The organism is Ursidibacter arcticus (genome assembly GCF_009761375.1).
Lineage (GTDB): Bacteria > Pseudomonadota > Gammaproteobacteria > Enterobacterales > Pasteurellaceae > Ursidibacter > Ursidibacter arcticus.
In genome coordinates, this window is sequence record NZ_LEKM01000206.1 from 1 (window position 1) to 18,936 (window position 18,936).

At 36.7% G+C, this 18,936-nt stretch carries 20 protein-coding genes; 4 read left to right on the forward strand and 16 right to left on the reverse strand.

What is annotated here, in order from left to right; translation table 11 throughout:
• Positions 1-246 precede the first annotated feature (246 nt).
• From lpxA to dksA, 16 genes are all read right to left on the reverse strand, one after another.
• The gene (lpxA, locus tag A1D25_RS09460) at positions 247-1,041 is read right to left on the reverse strand and encodes an acyl-ACP--UDP-N-acetylglucosamine O-acyltransferase (RefSeq protein WP_157395428.1); all 795 of its coding nucleotides are present in this window, start codon (positions 1,039-1,041) and stop codon (positions 247-249) included.
• Between the two features lie 22 nt (positions 1,042-1,063).
• Complete coding sequence (fabZ, locus tag A1D25_RS09465; protein WP_275895813.1) at positions 1,064-1,513, reverse strand: 3-hydroxyacyl-ACP dehydratase FabZ; 450 nt, start codon at positions 1,511-1,513, stop codon at positions 1,064-1,066.
• Positions 1,514-1,543: 30 nt separating this feature from the next.
• On the reverse strand, positions 1,544-2,569 hold the full coding sequence (lpxD, locus tag A1D25_RS09470) for a UDP-3-O-(3-hydroxymyristoyl)glucosamine N-acyltransferase (RefSeq protein ID WP_157395446.1): 1,026 nt from the start codon (positions 2,567-2,569) through the stop codon (positions 1,544-1,546).
• A gap of 2 nt (positions 2,570-2,571) precedes the next feature.
• Positions 2,572-3,315 (reverse strand): OmpH/Skp family outer membrane protein, encoded by a 744-nt coding sequence (locus tag A1D25_RS09475; RefSeq protein ID WP_157395429.1) that lies wholly within the window; start codon positions 3,313-3,315, stop codon positions 2,572-2,574.
• 90 nt (positions 3,316-3,405) lie between these two features.
• The gene (gene bamA, locus A1D25_RS09480; RefSeq protein ID WP_157395430.1) at positions 3,406-5,793 is read right to left on the reverse strand and encodes an outer membrane protein assembly factor BamA; all 2,388 of its coding nucleotides are present in this window, start codon (positions 5,791-5,793) and stop codon (positions 3,406-3,408) included.
• 53 nt (positions 5,794-5,846) lie between these two features.
• Entirely contained in the window at positions 5,847-7,166 is a 1,320-nt protein-coding gene (gene rseP / locus A1D25_RS09485; protein ID WP_157395431.1) for an RIP metalloprotease RseP, read from the reverse strand.
• A gap of 11 nt (positions 7,167-7,177) precedes the next feature.
• On the reverse strand, positions 7,178-8,047 hold the full coding sequence (locus tag A1D25_RS09490; protein ID WP_157395432.1) for a phosphatidate cytidylyltransferase: 870 nt from the start codon (positions 8,045-8,047) through the stop codon (positions 7,178-7,180).
• Between the two features lie 27 nt (positions 8,048-8,074).
• On the reverse strand, positions 8,075-8,788 hold the full coding sequence (gene uppS, locus A1D25_RS09495; RefSeq protein WP_157395433.1) for a polyprenyl diphosphate synthase: 714 nt from the start codon (positions 8,786-8,788) through the stop codon (positions 8,075-8,077).
• Between the two features lie 103 nt (positions 8,789-8,891).
• Positions 8,892-9,599: a hydroxyacylglutathione hydrolase gene (gene gloB, locus A1D25_RS09500; RefSeq protein ID WP_157395434.1), complete on the reverse strand. Its 708-nt coding sequence runs from the start codon at positions 9,597-9,599 to the stop codon at positions 8,892-8,894.
• A 60-nt stretch (positions 9,600-9,659) separates the two neighbouring features.
• Positions 9,660-11,219 (reverse strand): glycosyltransferase family 2 protein, encoded by a 1,560-nt coding sequence (locus A1D25_RS09505; protein ID WP_157395435.1) that lies wholly within the window; start codon positions 11,217-11,219, stop codon positions 9,660-9,662.
• A 17-nt stretch (positions 11,220-11,236) separates the two neighbouring features.
• Entirely contained in the window at positions 11,237-12,154 is a 918-nt protein-coding gene (gene nagK, locus A1D25_RS09510; protein WP_157395436.1) for an N-acetylglucosamine kinase, read from the reverse strand.
• Between the two features lie 2 nt (positions 12,155-12,156).
• Complete coding sequence (locus A1D25_RS09515) at positions 12,157-12,846, reverse strand: phosphatase PAP2 family protein (RefSeq protein WP_205420606.1); 690 nt, start codon at positions 12,844-12,846, stop codon at positions 12,157-12,159.
• A gap of 114 nt (positions 12,847-12,960) precedes the next feature.
• Entirely contained in the window at positions 12,961-13,275 is a 315-nt protein-coding gene (gene yhbY, locus A1D25_RS09520; RefSeq protein WP_157395438.1) for a ribosome assembly RNA-binding protein YhbY, read from the reverse strand.
• Positions 13,276-13,365: 90 nt separating this feature from the next.
• Positions 13,366-13,854 (reverse strand): 2-amino-4-hydroxy-6-hydroxymethyldihydropteridine diphosphokinase, encoded by a 489-nt coding sequence (folK, locus tag A1D25_RS09525; protein ID WP_157395439.1) that lies wholly within the window; start codon positions 13,852-13,854, stop codon positions 13,366-13,368.
• A gap of 6 nt (positions 13,855-13,860) precedes the next feature.
• Positions 13,861-15,426 (reverse strand): polynucleotide adenylyltransferase PcnB, encoded by a 1,566-nt coding sequence (gene pcnB, locus A1D25_RS09530; RefSeq protein ID WP_240327148.1) that lies wholly within the window; start codon positions 15,424-15,426, stop codon positions 13,861-13,863.
• A gap of 73 nt (positions 15,427-15,499) precedes the next feature.
• Positions 15,500-15,949: an RNA polymerase-binding protein DksA gene (gene dksA, locus A1D25_RS09535; RefSeq protein ID WP_157395440.1), complete on the reverse strand. Its 450-nt coding sequence runs from the start codon at positions 15,947-15,949 to the stop codon at positions 15,500-15,502.
• A gap of 227 nt (positions 15,950-16,176) precedes the next feature.
• Here dksA and purM point away from each other — a divergent pair, with 227 nt between their 5' ends.
• From purM to A1D25_RS09555, 4 genes are all read left to right on the forward strand, one after another.
• The gene (gene purM / locus A1D25_RS09540; RefSeq protein ID WP_157395441.1) at positions 16,177-17,208 is read left to right on the forward strand and encodes a phosphoribosylformylglycinamidine cyclo-ligase; all 1,032 of its coding nucleotides are present in this window, start codon (positions 16,177-16,179) and stop codon (positions 17,206-17,208) included.
• A 67-nt stretch (positions 17,209-17,275) separates the two neighbouring features.
• Positions 17,276-17,914 carry a phosphoribosylglycinamide formyltransferase gene (purN, locus tag A1D25_RS09545; RefSeq protein ID WP_157395442.1) on the forward strand — a complete coding sequence of 213 codons (639 nt, stop codon included), beginning with the start codon at positions 17,276-17,278 and terminating at the stop codon, positions 17,912-17,914.
• Between the two features lie 116 nt (positions 17,915-18,030).
• On the forward strand, positions 18,031-18,399 hold the full coding sequence (locus tag A1D25_RS09550; RefSeq protein WP_157395443.1) for a NirD/YgiW/YdeI family stress tolerance protein: 369 nt from the start codon (positions 18,031-18,033) through the stop codon (positions 18,397-18,399).
• A 13-nt stretch (positions 18,400-18,412) separates the two neighbouring features.
• Complete coding sequence (locus A1D25_RS09555; protein WP_157395444.1) at positions 18,413-18,778, forward strand: YgiW/YdeI family stress tolerance OB fold protein; 366 nt, start codon at positions 18,413-18,415, stop codon at positions 18,776-18,778.
• Positions 18,779-18,936: the final 158 nt, after the last annotated feature.

The window sequence follows — 18,936 nt, forward strand, 5'->3', positions numbered from 1 at the left end:
AACGACAAATAGGCTTGAAGGATTATTTAGTGAACTAAAACGAAAATTAAATAATCACAATGGATTAAGCAAAAAACGTAAGATTATGTTTATAAAGGATTTTTTGAATAAGAAAAGCAATTAACGATCAAAAATATAATGGAGATCCCACACTTTTGTCCACTTGAAAAGAAAATGGACAAAAATCCCACATTTTTGTCCATTACACCTTTATATTAATATGCTAATTTAATTAAACTACCTAAATTATCGAATAATCCCACGAGTAGAGCGTTTAAAGAAGTCTAAAAACAAGCTAACTGCTGCTTCTGTCTTGGCGTATTGCTCGATTTCAGGAATCACTTCTTCAAGGGTTTTACCGCTACGATAAATCAATTTATATACATTGCGGATAGCGTGCATCGTTGCTTTTTCAAATCCCCTACGTTTTAAACCTTCTAAGTTCACGCCAAAAGGCTGAGCGTGATTTCCTTGTGCCATTACATAAGGTGGCACATCTTGGCTTACCATTGAACCACCGCCAAGCATAACATGAGAACCTATCACAACGAATTGATGAATGGCAGACATTCCACCGACAATAACAAAATCATCAAGGGTAACGTGTCCTGCGAGAGTGCCATTATTAGCAATAATGCAACGATTACCAATAGTACAATCGTGTGCAATATGGCAGTTGATCATAAATAAATTATCATCACCGACTTTGGTAATTCCACCACCTTGTACTGTTCCACGATGAATCGTCACACTTTCTCGAATTCGATTACGATCACCAATAATAGTTTTTGTTGGTTCACCTTGATATTTTAAATCTTGGTTAATTTCGCCAATACTCGCAAATTGGAAGATTTGATTATCCTCACCAATTTGTGTATCCCCTTGAATTACAACGTGGGAATGGATTTTTGTTCTTGCTCCGATTTTGACATCTTTGCCAATCACACAAAAAGGCCCAATTTCTACATTTGCCCCAATTGTCGCACCATCTTCAATAACAGCAAGTGGACTTATTTTTGCTGAAGAATCAATACCTTGCATAATAGTCTCCTTAAGGGCTTTATTATTTACGAGCACACATTAATTCTGCTTCACAAACAACTTTACCATCAACAGATGCAGTGCCGCTAAAGCGAGTAATCCCTCTTACTTCTTTAATCACTTCAACGTGTAATGTCATTTGATCGCCTGGTACTACTGGTTTTTTAAAACGTGCATTATCAATACCCGCAAAATAAAATAGCGAACCTTTTTCTAACTCTCGTGTTTTAAATGCTAAAATTCCCATAGATTGCGCTAATGCTTCCATAATTAATACACCAGGGAAAATAGGTTTCTCAGGAAAATGCCCCGTAAAACAAGGCTCATTGACACTCACATTCTTAATTGCGGTAAGCCATTTTCCTTCTTCAAAATCAATTACTCTATCGACCATTAGAAATGGGTAACGATGTGGTAATAGTTGCATAATTTCATCAATTTCAACGATTTTAGGTTCACGAATTTCTGACACGGAAAGTTCCTCTAAATAAATCTATAAAAACTACTCTTTTAATTGTTTCTCAACGGCTTTTAATCGCTCATTGATTTTATCAATATTCATCGTAAGTGTTGCTGTTTTACGCCACTCTTTGTTAGGTTGTAATGGGATACCTGATGAATAAATTCCTTTTTCTGTGATAGGACGCATTACCATTCCCATTCCTGTAATAATAGCACCATCACAAATTTCCATATGCCCATTGATAACACTTGCCCCACCGATTTGGCAGAATTTACCGACTTTTAAGCTTCCTGCCATAATCACACCACCAGCAACGGCAGTTCCAAAGCCAATATGGACATTGTGGGCAATTTGGCAAAGATTATCAATAATCACATTATCTTCGATCACTGTCGGATCTAACGCACCTCTGTCAATACAAGTGCAAGCACCGATTTCTACACGATTACCAATAATCACCCCTCCAGTTTGTGGAATTTTGATCCACTGCCCTTTTTCATTCGCATAACCGAAACCATCACTACCGATAACCGCAGATGATTGAATCAAACAATCACTACCAATGTGTACATTATGGTAAACAGCTACATTGGCCCATAATTTTGTTCTAGCACCAATTTTACTATGTTTACCAACAAAGCAACCTGCACCGATAATAACATCATCGCCTAATTCTACACCACTTTCAATTACCGCATTTGCACCAATTGAGACATTCTGTCCTAGTTTAGCGTCTTCGGCGATAACAGCTGAAGGGGAAATATTCTCTGCAGGTTTCGGTGTAGAATCCATATATTGTGCAAGTGTTGCATAAGCAACATACGGATTTTTAACAATGATAATGTTCTGTTGCTCTGCACAGAATTCAACATCTGACTCATTGACAATAATCGCACCTGCATTACTACTTACTAACTGGTTACGATATTTTGCATTAGAAATAAAGGTAATTTGGTTCTGTTGAGCTTTATCTAGCGGGGCGATACTAGAAATGACTAAATCGGCGTTACCCCTTAAGGTGCCGCCGATTTGCTCCGCTAATTCAATTAAACGGAATGTTTTCATCATTATTTAGCCTGTGTTTCAGCTTTTTTCTCTTCTTGCTGACTAGTAGCCTGTGCTGCATTATTTGCTTTTAATTCAGTTAAGATTTCTTCGGTAATATCTGATTTTTCATCTTTTGCATAAAGTGCAACTGCTGGCGATAACACTAAAGTATAGCCTTTTTTCTCTGCTAGTGCCTTAATCGCTACATTGATTTCATCTACTGCTTTCTTTTGAATTTCATTTGAATCAATACCACTATTTTGTTGCTCTTTTGCTAATTTTTCTTGGAAAGCAACCGCTTGCTTTTGGAAGGCTTCGGCTTTCTTAGCAAATTCACTTTCACGTTTTTGAATTGCAGCAACTTTATTTTGGAAAGCTTTTTGCTCTGCATTGATTGCATCTTGACGAGCTTTTATCTCCTTAGCTCGTAATCTTGGTGCATCTTTTTCTAAAGCCGCAACTTTTTTCTTTAATGATGCTTCTAAAGTACTTTGCTCTTTTTGTAATTTTTGAGCATCTTCTTCAATTTTATTGCGTTCCGCAACTAACTCTTTATCTTCCGCTTCTAATTTTTTGCCTTCCTCTGCAAATTTTTTCTCAGTTTCTTTCATAAACTGATCAAATTTAGCTGCTGCATCTAGCATTGCAGGATGATTTTGTAATAGATAGTTAGGATCAGCAAACCCAATTTTTTCGTTCGCATTCGCAGTTTGTGATAACGCTAAAATAGTCGCCACTGTTGTGATTTTGAATAAATTTTTCATAAATTTCCTTAATTTAACATTTATTTGAAACAAGGCGATAAGACCAGTATTTACAAAAAATAAACCTAATCTTACCGCTTAATTAACTAATTAGAATGAGCCACCAATACTAAATTGGAATTGCTCAATTTCATCACCAGTATATTTCTTAATTGGCTTAGCATAAGAAAACACTAAAGGACCAATTGGTGAATTCCACTGGAACGCAAGACCTGCAGAAGCCCTTACTCGTTTGTAATCACCGTTATCTAAGGTTGGGTAGATAGCTTTGTTAGATTTCCACTTCGTATCCCACACAGTTGCTGCATCTGCAAACAGTGATGTTCTTACGTTATGTTGGTATTTTTCACTCACAAATGGCGTTGGCATAATCAATTCTACACTTGCAGTTGCCATTGCATTACCACCTACAATATCACCATTTATAACATTAAACGCTGTTTTCTGTTCATTTAAGTAAATTGCTTTAGGTCCAATAACTCCGTATCCAAAACCTCTCAGAGATCCAATACCTCCTGCTGTATAGTTTTGATAGAACGGTAATTTTCTACCACCAATGCCATTAGCATAAGCTAATCCAACTTTAGTTGAAATAATCCATTTCTGCTCACGATTAAGTGGGAAATAATTTTTAAAATCAGCACTTAATTTGTAGTATTTATTATCAGATCCAGGAATAGTAATCTTACCTCCAATACTCGCAACAGATCCCTTACGAGGTAAGAAACCACGATCTAAGCTGTTATAGTTCCACCCAAATGAGAAATCAAAATCATCTGCTTTAATTTTCTTATACACATTACTATTGACATCAAATGGGATTTTCATTGAGTTTACATATAACTCTCGCCCAAATTCTCGTTGTGCATTTTTGATCACATCGTGGGTATAGCCTAATCCTAAATAGTAAGAGTTATTTTCATCAACTGGAAATCCTAAAGTACCATTTACACCATAAGTACGACGCTTATAGCTTGATGCACGATCATTTTTAGAGTTATCGTAGTCTTCATAGAAAACATTCCCCCCTAAACTTACACCATCTTTAGTGAAATAAGGTTCTGTATAGCCTAAATTAAGACTTGTTCCATAATCATTACGAGTACCATTTAAACTAATGGTTGACCCCATACCTAAAAAGTTATCTTGTTTAATACCTGCTTGGTAACTTAAACCACTTTCTGTACCATATCCAATACCAAAGTTAATGCTTCCTGTACTGCGTTCTTTAATTTTATACAATATATCAACCTGATCTGGCTTATCTTGCACAGTAGGGAAACTCATATCTACTGTTTCATAGAAGCCTGTACGTTCTAAACGAGCTTTTCCTAAATGAGCTAGACCTGTTGATAACCAAGCACCTTCTTGCTGACGCATTTCACGACGTAATGTTGAATCCGCAGTAACAGTATTTCCTTCAAAGCGAATTTGACGTACATAAATTCGGCTACCCGCTTCAACTACATAGTTAATTCTAACGGTTTTACTTTCATCATCAAAATCTGGATATACATCAACTTTAGCGGAAGCAAAACCACCATCGCCTAGTACGTCTTTAATTGCATCTTCAATCTTAGCAAGCTCATCGCGACGGAACTGCTGGTTTGGCTTAAAATCCTTCAATAGTGCGTTTAGCTCTTTATCCATATTGCCAGTATTACCGATAATACGAATCTCACTGATGTTATATTTATCCCCTTCATTAATTTTGTAGGTTAAATAAACTTCTTCTTTATTATCGCTAAATTTCACATCAGCATTTTCCAATGCAAATTTCGCATAACCTTGATTCATATAGAAATTTTGTAATGCCTCAATATCTTGCTGATATACAGGTTGTTGGAATTTACTACTTGAGAAAATATTCCACCAAGAAACATCAGGTTGAATTTCTAACTGTTTAAGCAATTCTTTTGAACTAAATACATTGTTACCTTCAAAATTAATCGTCTTAACGTAAGAGACTTCATCTTCCTTAATATCCAATTGGATATTTACACCGCCATTTTCGCTATTAGTAATATTTGTATCAATTTTTGCATTATAACGACCAATAGAATGATAGTGTTCTAACAAGGCTGCTTTAAAACTCTCTAATTTTGCCGCATCAAACACTTCACCGCGTGTAATTAAATTTGCTTTTAAATTTTGCTCTAAAGGCTCTTTAGGGATTGCAGAGTTACCTTTAATATCGACATTATTGATAACCGCGTGTGGTACAACTTTGATAACAAGCACATTACCATCTCGAGTTGCTCGTACATCTTGGAAACGGTTTTGAGAAAATAACTGTCTGACAACATTAGCAACGTCATTATCTGTTGCAGTTTGCCCAACTCTTACAGGTAAAGTTGGAATAATAGTTGCACCCGTTTCAGCTTGCACGCCTTCAATACGAATATCTTTCACTACAAATGGTGCTGCAAAAGCAACGCCATTTGCCATCAATAATGTCGAAAGTAATAGTTTTTTCATTGAAAATTCCTATTCATTTGTAAAATTTTTAAAAAATCTAACCGCTTATTTGGTTAAAAGTGTACTAAATCATTAAATAACGCAAAAATCATCAAGCTTAATACAAAAGCCATTCCTAATTTCTGGAAATTAATTTCAACTTTCTCTGACAATGGTTTGCCTCGAATAGCCTCTCCAGCCAGTAATAATAATCGCCCACCATCTAGCGGTACAATAGGGAAAAGATTCATTACACCAAGATTAACACTAATCAATGCCATAAAACTTAGATAATAAACAAACCCAATTTCAGCCGTAGTGCCAGCACCTTTTGCCATTGAAATAGGCCCGCCCATATTCTTAATAGAGAGTTCGCCTGTAATTAAATTGCCAATAAATTGCAGAATGCTTTTAATTAGCGACCATACTTTTTCAAAGCTTTTTTGCAACCCTGCAAGCATATCATACTTTAGTTCAGTTCGATACTTATCCGCTAGGGGTTCATAGGTTGGTGTAATTCCAATTACATAACGTTCATTTTTATCTGATTTAACAGGCATTACCGATAAAGTTTTTCTTTCCCCTGCTCGCTCAATAATAAATTCAACTTCTTTACCTAATTGAATCTGCTCAACCAAATTTAGCCAATCAAATTCCTGTTGATTAACAGATATTATCTTATCCCCTGCTCGTAGATCTGCCTTATCTGCGGGCGATTGTTCGACTACTTGCTTGATAATTGGTTCAATCACTGCACTTTTTGGGCGAATACCTAAGGTGGTTAATGGACTTTGTTTATGTCCTTCCACTTGCCACTGTGTTAAATCCAAGTAAAAACGTTTTGGACTGGTTTCGTCTATTAACTGCCCTGAGATCTCAACATCTTTAGAACCAACCTTACCAATTAAAGCTAAGGTTGTATCTTCCCAATCTAAGACATTACGTCCATTCACTTGAGTAATCTCAAACTCTGGCAATACGCCTGCTTTAGCTGCGATAGAGTCAGGAATAACACTTCCGACCACTGGCTTTACTGTTGGCATACCAATAACAAAAACACTCCAATATGCCAATATCGCAAATAAAAAATTAGCCATAGGTCCAGCCGCAATAATGAATGCACGCTGTTTTACCGTTTTACTTTGTAGTGATTGATTTTCCGCTAGCTGATATTCTGGCTCACCATTGTACATCTGAACATATCCACCCAATGGAATGAGCGAAAAAACAAATTCAGTCCCTTGTTTATCTTTTTTTCGCCATAGTACTTTGCCAAAACCAATAGAAAAGCGGAGTACTTTTACACCACATTTTCGAGCTGCCCAGAAGTGCCCGTATTCGTGCACAAAAACTAATACGCAAATGAGAACAAAGAAAGCTAGAATTGAGGTCACACGCTATCCTATTATAAAAAGAAGAAAAAACCTGTGGCGAATATAGGCACAGCCGCTGTTAAACTATCGATACGATCTAAAATACCGCCGTGCCCTGGAATTAAGTTACTACTATCTTTTATCCCTGCCTGACGTTTAAACATACTTTCACTTAAATCACCTAATACCGAAATTGCCACTGTAATCGTTGAGAGAATCACGAATGAAATTGTATTTAACTCTCGTCCGAAAACATCTGTTAGAGTACACTGTAAGAAAATGATTGCAATTAAAGCAGAAGTAAGAACACCACCAATAGCCCCTTCCCAAGATTTACCAGGTGACACTTTTGGTGCTAGTTTATGCTTGCCAAAAGCTCGCCCAGCAAAATACGCACCTGAGTCCGCCCCCCAAACTAATAAGAAAACATAAAGCAATAAGAAAGTACCTTGATATTCATTACTATTATATTGATAGAAACGTAATGCTAAAGTACCTAACATAAATGGAATAAGTGTACAAAACCCAAAAATAAATTTTGCACTCACTGATTTAGACCAAAAATTTGATGATTTCGGGTAAGAAACAACTAATAGAGTGGCTATAACCCACCAAATACACCCTAAGAAAAGAAAAGGTGTTGTGCTATCGGTTAGAAATTTTGCTGCTTGAATATAATCTGTTGCAGCAATAATCGGAAAAAAGAGCAAACCTGCCGTCATAAATGCGACTAAAGCACGAGCAATCGGTCGCTTAAAACCAACAAACTGCGCCCACTCCCACATTCCTAATACAACAATAACAGATAATGCTAGAGTAAAAAATAATGGAGAAAGCCAAAATAATGCCATCAATGCAACAGCAATCATTACAATTGCAGATAGAACACGTTGTTTAAGCATTTTTCATTCCTTTTTAAATTATATAAATTAACAACCACCAAATCGGCGATCACGTTGTTGATAGGCTCTAATTGCTTCAGCAAAATGCTCTTCATTAAAATCAGGCCATAGTACTGAGCTAAAAAATAGCTCGGCGTACGCAATCTGCCATAATAAAAAATTACTAATACGCTGTTCGCCACTGGTTCGAATAAGCAAATCTACTTGCGGCTGGTCTTCTGTGACTAATGCTTGCTGAAAACGATCTGGGGTAATTTGTTCAATTTCAAGAATACCTTGTTTAACTTCTGTTGCCAGTTGTTTTGCCGCGTTTACAATATCCCAATAACCACCATAATTGGCAGCGATATTCAAAATAAGCCCTGTATTTTGAGAAGTAAGCTGTTCTGACTGTTCAATACGTTTCTGCAAACTCTCACTAAAACGAGATTTATCCCCAATAATTTTTAAGCAAATATTATTTTGGTGCAATTTTTTAACTTCTGAGTCTAAGGCTTTCATAAAAAGCGTCATTAACGCAGATACTTCAGCTTCAGGTCTGTTCCAATTTTCACTACTGAAAGCATAAAGCGTCAGCACCTTAATTTGATGCTTTGCTGCAAAATTTACAGCGGATCTGACCGCTTTAACCCCATTTTGATGGCCAAAAATACGCAGTTTACCTTGCTGTTTTGCCCAACGTCCATTACCATCCATAATAATTGCAACGTGTTGTGGCATATTAAGTGGGTCAAAATTCACTGAAATACTCTCTATTAAATCAATTTATTTGCCTAATGCAAAATTTCGCTAATATATCATAAGCAACGCACTTCTAAAAATGGTTTTAACTTTTGCGTTGTTATTAAAAATTATCCTTTTGCTGACGTAATTGAATGAATGTCTCTACATTTTCTGCTTTCAAAAATGGATTGATTTGCTTTTCAATACCAATCGTGGTTGGTAAAGTGGGCTTATGATGAGAACGCAATATATCCGCTCGTTCTTGATACTCAAATAACATACAACTATTTGGCATTACTGCTTGTGCAAATTTTAAATTACTTTGAGTATATTCGTGGCCTGCATAGACCTCAACCCAATCAGGTAAAGCATTAAAACGTTGTAGAGTATCAAATTGAGCTTGGTAATTCCCTGTAAAAACCCTGCCACAACCGCCAGAAAATAATGCATCACCACAAAATAACCAACGATTACCCACTAAATAGCTGATATGTTTTTCGGTATGCCCTGCACTTTCAATCACTCGAACATCATACTCCCACAAGGAAAAATGCTCTTCTGGCTCTACAAGGCGAGTAGCTAATCCGCTAACTTCCGATGAGCCATAAACCGCCAAACTCGGATAATGTGATAGTAATTCAGGTACGCCGTCAGTATGATCACGATGATTATGCGTTAATAAAATAGCGGTAGGATTAAGCTGATTTTTTGCAAGATAATCTAACACCTTTCTCGCTTCACTAGGATCGACAATCACGACTTCATTTTGATGTTGTATCAACCAAATATAATTATCTGATAATGCAGGAATAGGGATAATCTTTAACATTTTGTCTCCAATATCGCTTATAAAAAATAAATGGGCAACTCAATGCCCATTCACCATATCTCATTTAATTTGTGCTAAACCATTCTCACACCATTTCTGTTTTTCACCAATAGCGTGATTAAGTAATCTATCATTTTCTGGTAATGATGCACGAGCAGCTTCGTAATGCCATAGATGATAAGCAATGGCAGCAAATTTAAGATTAGCTCGTTTTCCACCATTATTAAAGAAACGTACAACAAATTCGCTATCTTCACGTCCCCAACCGACAAAATCATTATTAAAACCGTTAATTGCAACCGCATCTTCTTTGAAAAATGCCATATTGCAACCACGCACTGCGTGAAGATTTTGTTTCTCTTTGCGTAAAAATAATGATGATACCAATGGTAAATGTAACGCAGATAAGCGTTTTTCTAGGCGTTTCTCCAAGCCTTTTTCATACCATTTTAATGGTCTGTAAGCGGTCGGATTTTGTAACAGTTTTGCGGTTTTTTCTTCAGTTAAAACTACTCTTCCACCTTGTACAAATAAACCTTTTTTGGCAGCATTTCTATGATCTGCAATAAATTCAGGGTGTAAGACCATATCACCATCAATAATCACAATATAATCGTTCTCCGCCATTGCTAATGCTTGATTACGAGATTGTGCTAAACGAAAACCATCGTCTTCTTGCCAAGCGTGTTTTAATGGAATAGGGAAAACCTGCTGTAAACGGTTAATGACTGCACGCGTATCTTCTCTTGAGCCATCATCTGCTACAATCACTTCATTTGGCATTACTCTCTGGTGCAATACCGAATGTAATACGGCTTCCAACGCATCGGGGCGATTGTAGGTAGTAATAATCAATGAAGTCGTCAGTTTCTGATTAGCTTCATTTAATTTGACATATTTGTAATAAGAACCACAGGCATTAGCAAATGAAATTACGAAACCGTCCGTACCAGATAAAATCCCTTTTTTTAAAATATAATTTTTGAAGAAAGCAGAAATACCGTGTGAAACTGCACTGAATATCGAACTACGTTTACGAAATTGCTGCTGTTTAGCAAACAAGCTCGTATATTGTTGCATCTTATTGATTAACCCTTCCGCACCATCAAAAGAATAATGCAGAAAATGCTGTTTTAATCTAATTGTTTCAATATGTTTATCAATGACTAACGATTCGTGAACCTGTTTATCATTAAATTCCACGACTGTTCGATGATACATTCTTTTCACATAATCAGGATACCAACCACACGTTTTAATCGGCTTACCTCGATAATGGTTGATCCGCAAAATTGCATAAACCTTATTTATTTGACTAAGATCTAGCTGACGAATTTCTTCAACCAATTCAGCAGAAAAAATTTCATCGCTATCTACATTGATAATCCAATCATAGCTTGCCAAACTTGCTGCTAGGTTTTTCATTGGTCCAAAACCAATAAAAGAATGATGGTGAATTTTGACATTATCAAACTGGCTTGCAATCGCTAAGGAATTATCTGTTGAACCATTATCCAACACAACAATTTCTGCAAAATTAGATAGACTTTGCAGACTTTGTGCTAAGTATTTTTCTGCATTTTTAACCAGCATCGTAACACTGATAGGGAGCTTATTCATTGTATCGCCTTATCTATTTATTTTAAGAATAACGCAGCCGCACCACGAACACCACCTGAATCACCGTGAATGGCTTTCTTAAATACGGGTACTTTTGCACTACGCATTAAATGTGGTGGTAATGCTTTTGGTAAAGCATCATAAATGTAATCAAAATTAGATAAACCACCACCAAAAACGATCATATCGGGATCTAACGCAGTAATGAGATTACCGATACTAGTTGCCATTAGCTCAATAAACATTCCGACAAACTTAACCGTTTTTTCATCACCTTGATGGAAACGGGTAATAATTGTTTTGGCATCAATCGCTTCACCCACCAAATCACGATAAAGCATTTCAAAACCACGCCCAGAGAGATAGGTATCCAAGCAAGCACGATTACCACAGCCACAAGGATAGATTGGTGCATTATCCCACCCCAATAATTTGAGTGCGTGATAATTAAGTTGAATATGCCCAACTTCTCCCGCCATTCCGATACGTCCCGAATGGATTTTACCGTCAAAAACAAATCCACCACCAAAACCCGTACCTAAAATTAAGCCTAACACTGTTGAGTATTGCTGATTATTTTCGTCCCACGCTTCTGAAAGGGCAAAACAGTTAGCATCGTTCTCAGCTCGGACTTCTCGCCCTAAACGTTCGGTCAAATCTTTAATAATGGTTTTGCCGTCTGCTACTTTGATATTAGTAATCTCAGCAACGCCCGTCTCACGATTTACAAAACCTGGTAATCCCAACCCAACTGAACCTTTAGTACCAAATTTTGCATCGGCATTACCCACTAAAGTTTCAATGGTATATAACCAATCTTCATAACTAGTCTGTGGGGTAGGTACACGTTCGCTATATAATTTCTCTAATTTGTCATTAAATACTGCAAGCTCAATTTTTGTTCCGCCAATGTCTAAGCCATAATAATAGTTCATTGTTACCCTCTCTTTTTAAACCATTGCCATTGTGATAGATAAGGAATTACCCAAACGAAAACGATCAAGTGGAATAACCACGAGATCAAGGTACTAACAAATAGATCAATAGGATAATGCATTCCCAAACGTAAACGGCTGATCAACATCAAACCAGCCCATAAAATTGCAAAAATTTGAGTCAAAATAACCGCTTGTCCACTTAATCCAAATAAAAAGCCTGCAAAGACTAATAGCCAAGATACCGCAAAAATCGTATGCCCAGAAGGGAAAGAATAGCCTAATTCATCGGCTTGATGTTCCGTTACAAACGAGATATCAGGTTGGCTAAAGGTTAAAACCTGTTTTTCTTGTTCAACTTTTGGTAACGCATAAAAACCTTCTGTTTCTGTTTGGAACATCTGCGTCACAAAAGGACGTGGTTCTTTAAATACCGCTTTTGCCCCTTCTTTGATAATTTGTGTGCCGACCACAGAACTTGCACAAATAAAACCAACTAAGAACCACGAATAACGTTTACGAGTAAGCCACATTAGCCATAGCATAAACAGTACGCAAGTAATTAGAGCATAAGGCGTGGAACCCGTTTCAGTAAGAATAAACAGCCCAAAATCTAGCTCCGACATCTGTAAATTGGTATCCAACGCCCATTGCCAACCGATTACCCAAGTCGCAAGTGGAATAATTAACATCAAAAATGTAAAAAATGTGAGTTTTTTGATCACGCCATTACCCTTATAAAAACTACGTTTTATAAAAAAACCGCTTGGCTAACAAGCGGTCTGTTCATCATTAAAATTTGCAAATTAAATCGCTTTTGTTGCTTTCGGTAAATGAATTTTCTTCTCTTCACTTTGACGATATAACACTAAAACGTGCCCGATTGTTTGCACAGATACAGCTTTGGTTTCTCGCACAATCGCATCAATAATAAGCTGTTTTACTTCACGATCTGCCCCTGCAATTTTTACTTTAATCAACTCGTGATGATTAAGTGCATTTTCAATTTCAGCTAGCACACCTTCGGTTAATCCATTACCACCTAGCATTACAACGGGGTTTAAATGGTGAGCTAAACTTTTTAAGTATTGTTTTTGTTTGGTTGTTAATGTAATTGACATTTATATTGCCTTAATTGATAAAAATTGTGGTGAAAATAGCATAAATCCCTATTTTTTTAAAGTAGATTTAGCTCTCGCTGTTTTCAAAGGTTATTTGCTTAACACAACCATTTGATGCTGTTTAAATTGTTGATAAAGATCTGATAATCTTTGCCCATTTGGTAGTTGTAGATCAGGAGTAAGATCATACAAAGGCACAATCACAAACTCTCGGTTGTGCATATCATAATGGGGAACAGTTAATCTTTCTGTTTGAATTTGCTGATCTCCATAAAGCAAAATATCCAAGTCTAAAGTACGTTCACCCCAACGGCGTAAACGTATTCTACCTTGCTCATTTTCGATACTCTGCAATTTATCTAGTAATTCAATAGCGGTTAGATCCGTATCAAATTTTACAACTGCATTTACATAATCAGGTTGATCTTGTGGCCCGAGTGGTTTACTGCCATAAAAAGGGCTAACGCATAAATTTTTTGCAAATGTTTGTAGTGATCCTACCGCTTGTTTAAGCTGATCAATAGGACTCTCTAAGTTAGAGCCTAATGCTACATACACCGTATGTACTGATTTTTCCATTTTATATTAAGATCCTTGATGCTGATTGTTACCGTTACCACTCACTGATTTCTTCTTACGGTAGAATTTACGGCGTGGCTTGCGTTTTTTCTTCGGTTCTTCATCACGAAAAGTCGGGATACTCTTCACATTTTTCAGCATATCACCACGTTGGTTTTCATTGCTAAACTGGAATTCGTGCCACCACGCACTTAATTCGACTAAATCACCACCTTCAATTTCTGCTCGCATTACTAGCAAGTCAAAGCCTGCTCTAAATTTGATATGCTCTAATGTCTGGTGTGGACGTTTACCTGTACGTTTTGGAAATTGGAACTGTAAAGCCCAAATATCGCGAATAACGGAAGTATAACGACGATGTAAAGCAACCGCTCTAGCACTTTGAGCCAAAATCTCATTAGCTGCTAACATCATTGCATCGTGGCTATTTAAGCCTCCTTCATTTTTCAATTCATCAATTTTTTCACGCAGTGGATACCATAATAATGCAGCAAATAAAAATGCAGGATTGACTCTTAAATTATCACGAATACGTTCATCTGTTGAATTTAGTGCTTTTACAATCATTCTCTCTGTATTGGAATCACTCTTTTCAGTAAAAAATGGGGCTAAAACAGGGAATAATTGTTCAAATAAGCCATATTTACGCATCAATTCATAGGTTTTCAACCCATAACCTGATTGTAATAATTTGAGTGATTCATCAAATAAACGAGCTGGCGGAATGTGGCTAAGCAGATGTGTCATTTTGCGGATAGGTTCATCACTTTCACGCACTAAAAACATATCTAGTTTTGCCATAAAACGTACAGCACGCAACATTCTTACTGGATCTTCCTGATAACGAATAACAGGATCACCAATTAGTGATAAACGACTCGCTTTAAGATCTTCAATACCATTGAAAAAGTCAAAAATTAAATTATGCGTAACATCGTAATAGAGTGCATTGACGCTAAAATCTCGGCGTTCTGCATCTTCACGCAAAGTACCATAAACATTATCACGCAATAACATTCCTGAATCGCTCGTTTTTGACATCTTTTCGTTAGCATTACTGTGGTGTTCCGCTCGGAAAGTAGCCACTTCGTAAATTTCTCGACCATATACAATATGTGCTAAACGAAAGCGGCGACCAATTAAACGGCATTGACGACCAAAAATTTTCTGAATTTCTTCTGGGCGAGCATTGGTTGCAATATCAAAATCCTTCGCTTTATAACCTAGCAGTAAATCACGAATACAACCACCCACAATGTAGGCCTCATAACCACTTTTCTGTAATTTGGTTACAATAGAAATAGCATTATTTGGAAAGTTTTTTAATCCGATACCAAACTGACTTGCATTCACTGTAAATTTTTTATGCAAAATATGTGCAGGTATAGCTTGCTGATGGGATTTACTATGACGTTTTTTCTTCTCCCCTGAATGCACATCTGCTTTATTTGGTACAAAATGTTCTACATTCGTAGAAGATTGTAATTCGGTTGTTTCGACAAGCGATTGCTTTTTGCTCTTCTTTGGGCGAGAAAAAAGCGACTTAATATAATTTAAAATAAGACACCTCAAATTTGGAGACAAAAATTTATCAATAAAAAAGAGGATAGCCATTGCTATCCGCTTTTTTATCTCACTAATTTAATTAGCCGCCCATTTGTTTTTCACGGATTTCAGCAAGTGTTTTACAATCAATACATAAATCCGCTGTTGGACGTGCTTCTAAACGTTTTAAACCGATTTCTACACCACAAGCATCGCAGTAGCCATAATCACCAGAATCAAGTTTAATTAACGTCTGTTCAATTTTTTTAAGTAATTTACGCTCACGATCACGATTACGCAACTCTAAGCTAAACTCTTCCTCTTGGGTCGCACGATCAGCAGGATCTGCAAAGTTAGTTACATCGTCTTGCATTTGACTCTTTGTACGCTCTGCTTCTTCCATTATTTGTGCGTGCCACGCTTTTAAAATTTTGCGGAAATGCTCAATTTGAGCATCATCCATATATTCTTCATCTTTGCCTAGTTGATAAGGATTTACACCAGCCAAAGCCAATAAACTAAGCGAAGTGGGGTTTGCCACTTTAGTCATAGATCACTCCTGTTTTTTGTGATATTTCCCTAATAATACAACTACAGCTTTTAGGGGCTTTTTAAAGGCGCGTATAAATAGCAGAAGTCTTAGCATTTAGCAAATGAATTTTTCTAACGCTACTGATTTTTTAAAGAGTAATTATTGTTTTTAATGTTATTTTGCTACCGCAAACGTTTGCTTTAATGATATAATTTGCCGTCTTTTTATTTTATGAGGTTTTTTCTGTGACAACACAACTAAGTTATAAAGATGCAGGCGTTGATATTCACGCAGGTAATGAATTAGTCGAACGAATTAAAGCAGATGTTAAACGTACACGTCGCCCTGAAGTGATGGGTGGATTGGGTGGTTTTGGTGCGTTATGTGCATTACCAACCAAATATAAAGAGCCTATCTTAGTATCTGGTACAGATGGCGTAGGCACAAAATTACGCCTTGCTATTGATTTAAACAAACACGATACTATCGGGATTGATTTAGTTGCGATGTGTGTGAACGATCTTGTTGTGCAAGGTGCAGAACCACTCTTCTTTTTAGATTATTACGCAACAGGTAAACTTGATGTTGATGTCGCAAGCTCTGTGATTAAAGGTATTGCGAATGGCTGTGAACAATCTGGTTGTGCATTAGTGGGGGGGGAAACCGCAGAAATGCCAGGAATGTATCACGCTGGCGATTATGATCTGGCGGGTTTCTGTGTTGGTGTTGTTGAGAAATCTGAGATTATTGACGGTTCAAACGTTAAAGTTGGCGATACTCTCATCGCATTAGGCTCAAGTGGACCTCACTCAAATGGCTACTCTCTGATCCGTAAGGTATTAGAAGTCAGTGGTGCAAAAGCAGAAGATCTACTTGAAGGTAAACCATTAAGCGAACACTTCTTAGCACCAACCAAGATTTACGTTAAATCGATTTTACAACTAATTAAACAAACAGATGTACACGCTATTGCTCACTTAACAGGCGGTGGCTTCTGGGAAAATATCCCTCGCGTATTACCACAAAATGTGAAAGCGGTTATCAATGAAGCAAGTTGGGAATGGCAACCTGCATTCAAATGGTTACAAGAGAAAGGTAACATTAGTCGCTATGAAATGTATCGCACATTTAACTGCGGTGTTGGTATGGTTATTGCATTACCAAATGCCGATGTTGAAACCGCATTAGCCTTACTTAAACAAGCAGGTGAAAATGCTTGGGTGATTGGTAAAATCGAAAATCGTGAACCAAATGCAGAACAAGTGGAAATTCTGTAAAATATTTCCTTAAACTAACCGCTTGCAAAAGTGCAAGCGGTTCTTTTTTTCTTAAAATTTACAAAATATGAAAAATATTGTCGTCCTGATTTCAGGTAATGGGTCAAATTTACAAGCTATTATTGATGCAACTACTTCTGGCTATATTGACGGAAAAATTGTCGCCGTTATATCCAATAAAGCCACCGCTTACGGTTTAGCTCGAGCAGAAAAAGCAAATATTCCTACCTTTGTCTTTTCTCGTAAACAATTTACAGATAATCTCGCAATGGATACCGCAATTGCCGAAAAAATTGAACAGCTAAATGCTGATTTGATTGTACTTGCAGGCTATATGAAAATTCTTACACCTGAATTTACTCAACGTTTTACAGGCAAAGTTATTAATATTCATCCTTCTTTACTGCCTAAATATGCTGGTTTAAATACGCATCAACGAGCAATGGACGCTGGCGATACCGAGCACGGTATGACAATTCATTTTGTGAATGAAGAAGTAGATGGTGGAGCAATCATTCTTCAAGCCAAAGTACCAATCTATCCTGATGATGAATTAGAGAATGTTATTGAACGAGTATATGAACAAGAACATCGTTGCTATCCTCTTGTTATTGAATGGTTTTGTAGTAATAGACTATGTTTAAAAAATGGCAAAGCCTATTTAGATGAACAAGAACTTGCATCACAAGGTTATGCATTCGAATAAAAATCAAGATTTTTAATTTCTTAAGATTTTTTTAAGATTTTGCTGGTCTAATAGCACCGTAAACACGAAGTAGAACATTTCTACATTTTTTAACTTTAATCTTTTGGAGATTTTTAATGAAAAAATTAATCGCTTTAACTGCTGCTTTAGCACTTTCTACATCAGCATTTGCTGGGTTCCAAGGCAATTCAAATAATGGCGGTTTTAACGGTGGCAACGGTGGATCTACACAAAACGTTTCAACCGTTGCACAAGCGAAAAAAGCCTATGACGACACCTATGTTTCATTAAGTGGTTATATTGTAAACAAAGTTGGCGATGAAAAATACACTTTCAAAGATTCAACAGGTCAGATTCGTGTAGAAATTGATGACGATTTATGGGGTGGCTTACAAGCAACACCAAAAACTAAAGTAAGAATCTACGGGCAAGTTGATAAAGATGATGGCAGAACTGAAATTGATGTAAAACGTATTTCTCGTTAATTCGGAGTAAGATATGAAAAAATTAGTAGCTATCTCAATCGCTACCGCAGTTTTAGGCTTAACTGCGTGTAATAATAACCCAACACATCACCAGCAAACTTTTGGTGCAAACACTCCATCACAAACTATTAGTATAAAGCAGGCATTATCTGCTCGTGATGACAGCTATGTGACTATTGAAGGTAGAATTTTAAGCCAAATTGATAATGATGAATACATTATCGCAGATGAAAGCGGTCAGATTCGTGTGGAAATTGACAATCACATTTGGCGTGGTCAAAATGTTTCTTCGCAAGATAAAGTTCGTCTTTATGGTGAAATTGATAGTGAATGGAACAAAACTGAGCTAAAAGTACGCGAGCTTACCATTGTAAAATAACATATTGATTTAAAAGCACCTAATTTTGATCTGCACCCCAAAAGTTGGACTAAACAACCAAAAAATTAAGGTGCAGATTTTTTATGGCAAACATTTTGAAACGTTTTCAGCACTAGAACAGGCTATTTCACAAGTATACGGTATTATGTAGCAGTTGC

What these genes read in the sequence shown, in the direction of transcription:
- A1D25_RS09515 (WP_205420606.1), bottom strand. Translation starts at nt 12,846, where the DNA reads ATGTTAATTATTCCACTTGCGACTTGGGTAATCGGTTGGCAATGGGCG.
- lpxD (WP_157395446.1), bottom strand. Translation starts at nt 2,569, where the DNA reads ATGAAAACATTCCGTTTAATTGAATTAGCGGAGCAAATCGGCGGCACC.
- purN (WP_157395442.1), top strand. Translation starts at nt 17,276, where the DNA reads ATGAAAAATATTGTCGTCCTGATTTCAGGTAATGGGTCAAATTTACAA.
- bamA (WP_157395430.1), bottom strand. Translation starts at nt 5,793, where the DNA reads ATGAAAAAACTATTACTTTCGACATTATTGATGGCAAATGGCGTTGCT.
- folK (WP_157395439.1), bottom strand. Translation starts at nt 13,854, where the DNA reads ATGGAAAAATCAGTACATACGGTGTATGTAGCATTAGGCTCTAACTTA.
- A1D25_RS09505 (WP_157395435.1), bottom strand. Translation starts at nt 11,219, where the DNA reads ATGAATAAGCTCCCTATCAGTGTTACGATGCTGGTTAAAAATGCAGAA.
- A1D25_RS09490 (WP_157395432.1), bottom strand. Translation starts at nt 8,047, where the DNA reads ATGCTTAAACAACGTGTTCTATCTGCAATTGTAATGATTGCTGTTGCA.
- A1D25_RS09555 (WP_157395444.1), top strand. Translation starts at nt 18,413, where the DNA reads ATGAAAAAATTAGTAGCTATCTCAATCGCTACCGCAGTTTTAGGCTTA.
- yhbY (WP_157395438.1), bottom strand. Translation starts at nt 13,275, where the DNA reads ATGTCAATTACATTAACAACCAAACAAAAACAATACTTAAAAAGTTTA.
- A1D25_RS09475 (WP_157395429.1), bottom strand. Translation starts at nt 3,315, where the DNA reads ATGAAAAATTTATTCAAAATCACAACAGTGGCGACTATTTTAGCGTTA.
- nagK (WP_157395436.1), bottom strand. Translation starts at nt 12,154, where the DNA reads ATGAACTATTATTATGGCTTAGACATTGGCGGAACAAAAATTGAGCTT.
- lpxA (WP_157395428.1), bottom strand. Translation starts at nt 1,041, where the DNA reads ATGCAAGGTATTGATTCTTCAGCAAAAATAAGTCCACTTGCTGTTATT.
- dksA (WP_157395440.1), bottom strand. Translation starts at nt 15,949, where the DNA reads ATGACTAAAGTGGCAAACCCCACTTCGCTTAGTTTATTGGCTTTGGCT.
- gloB (WP_157395434.1), bottom strand. Translation starts at nt 9,599, where the DNA reads ATGTTAAAGATTATCCCTATTCCTGCATTATCAGATAATTATATTTGG.
- A1D25_RS09550 (WP_157395443.1), top strand. Translation starts at nt 18,031, where the DNA reads ATGAAAAAATTAATCGCTTTAACTGCTGCTTTAGCACTTTCTACATCA.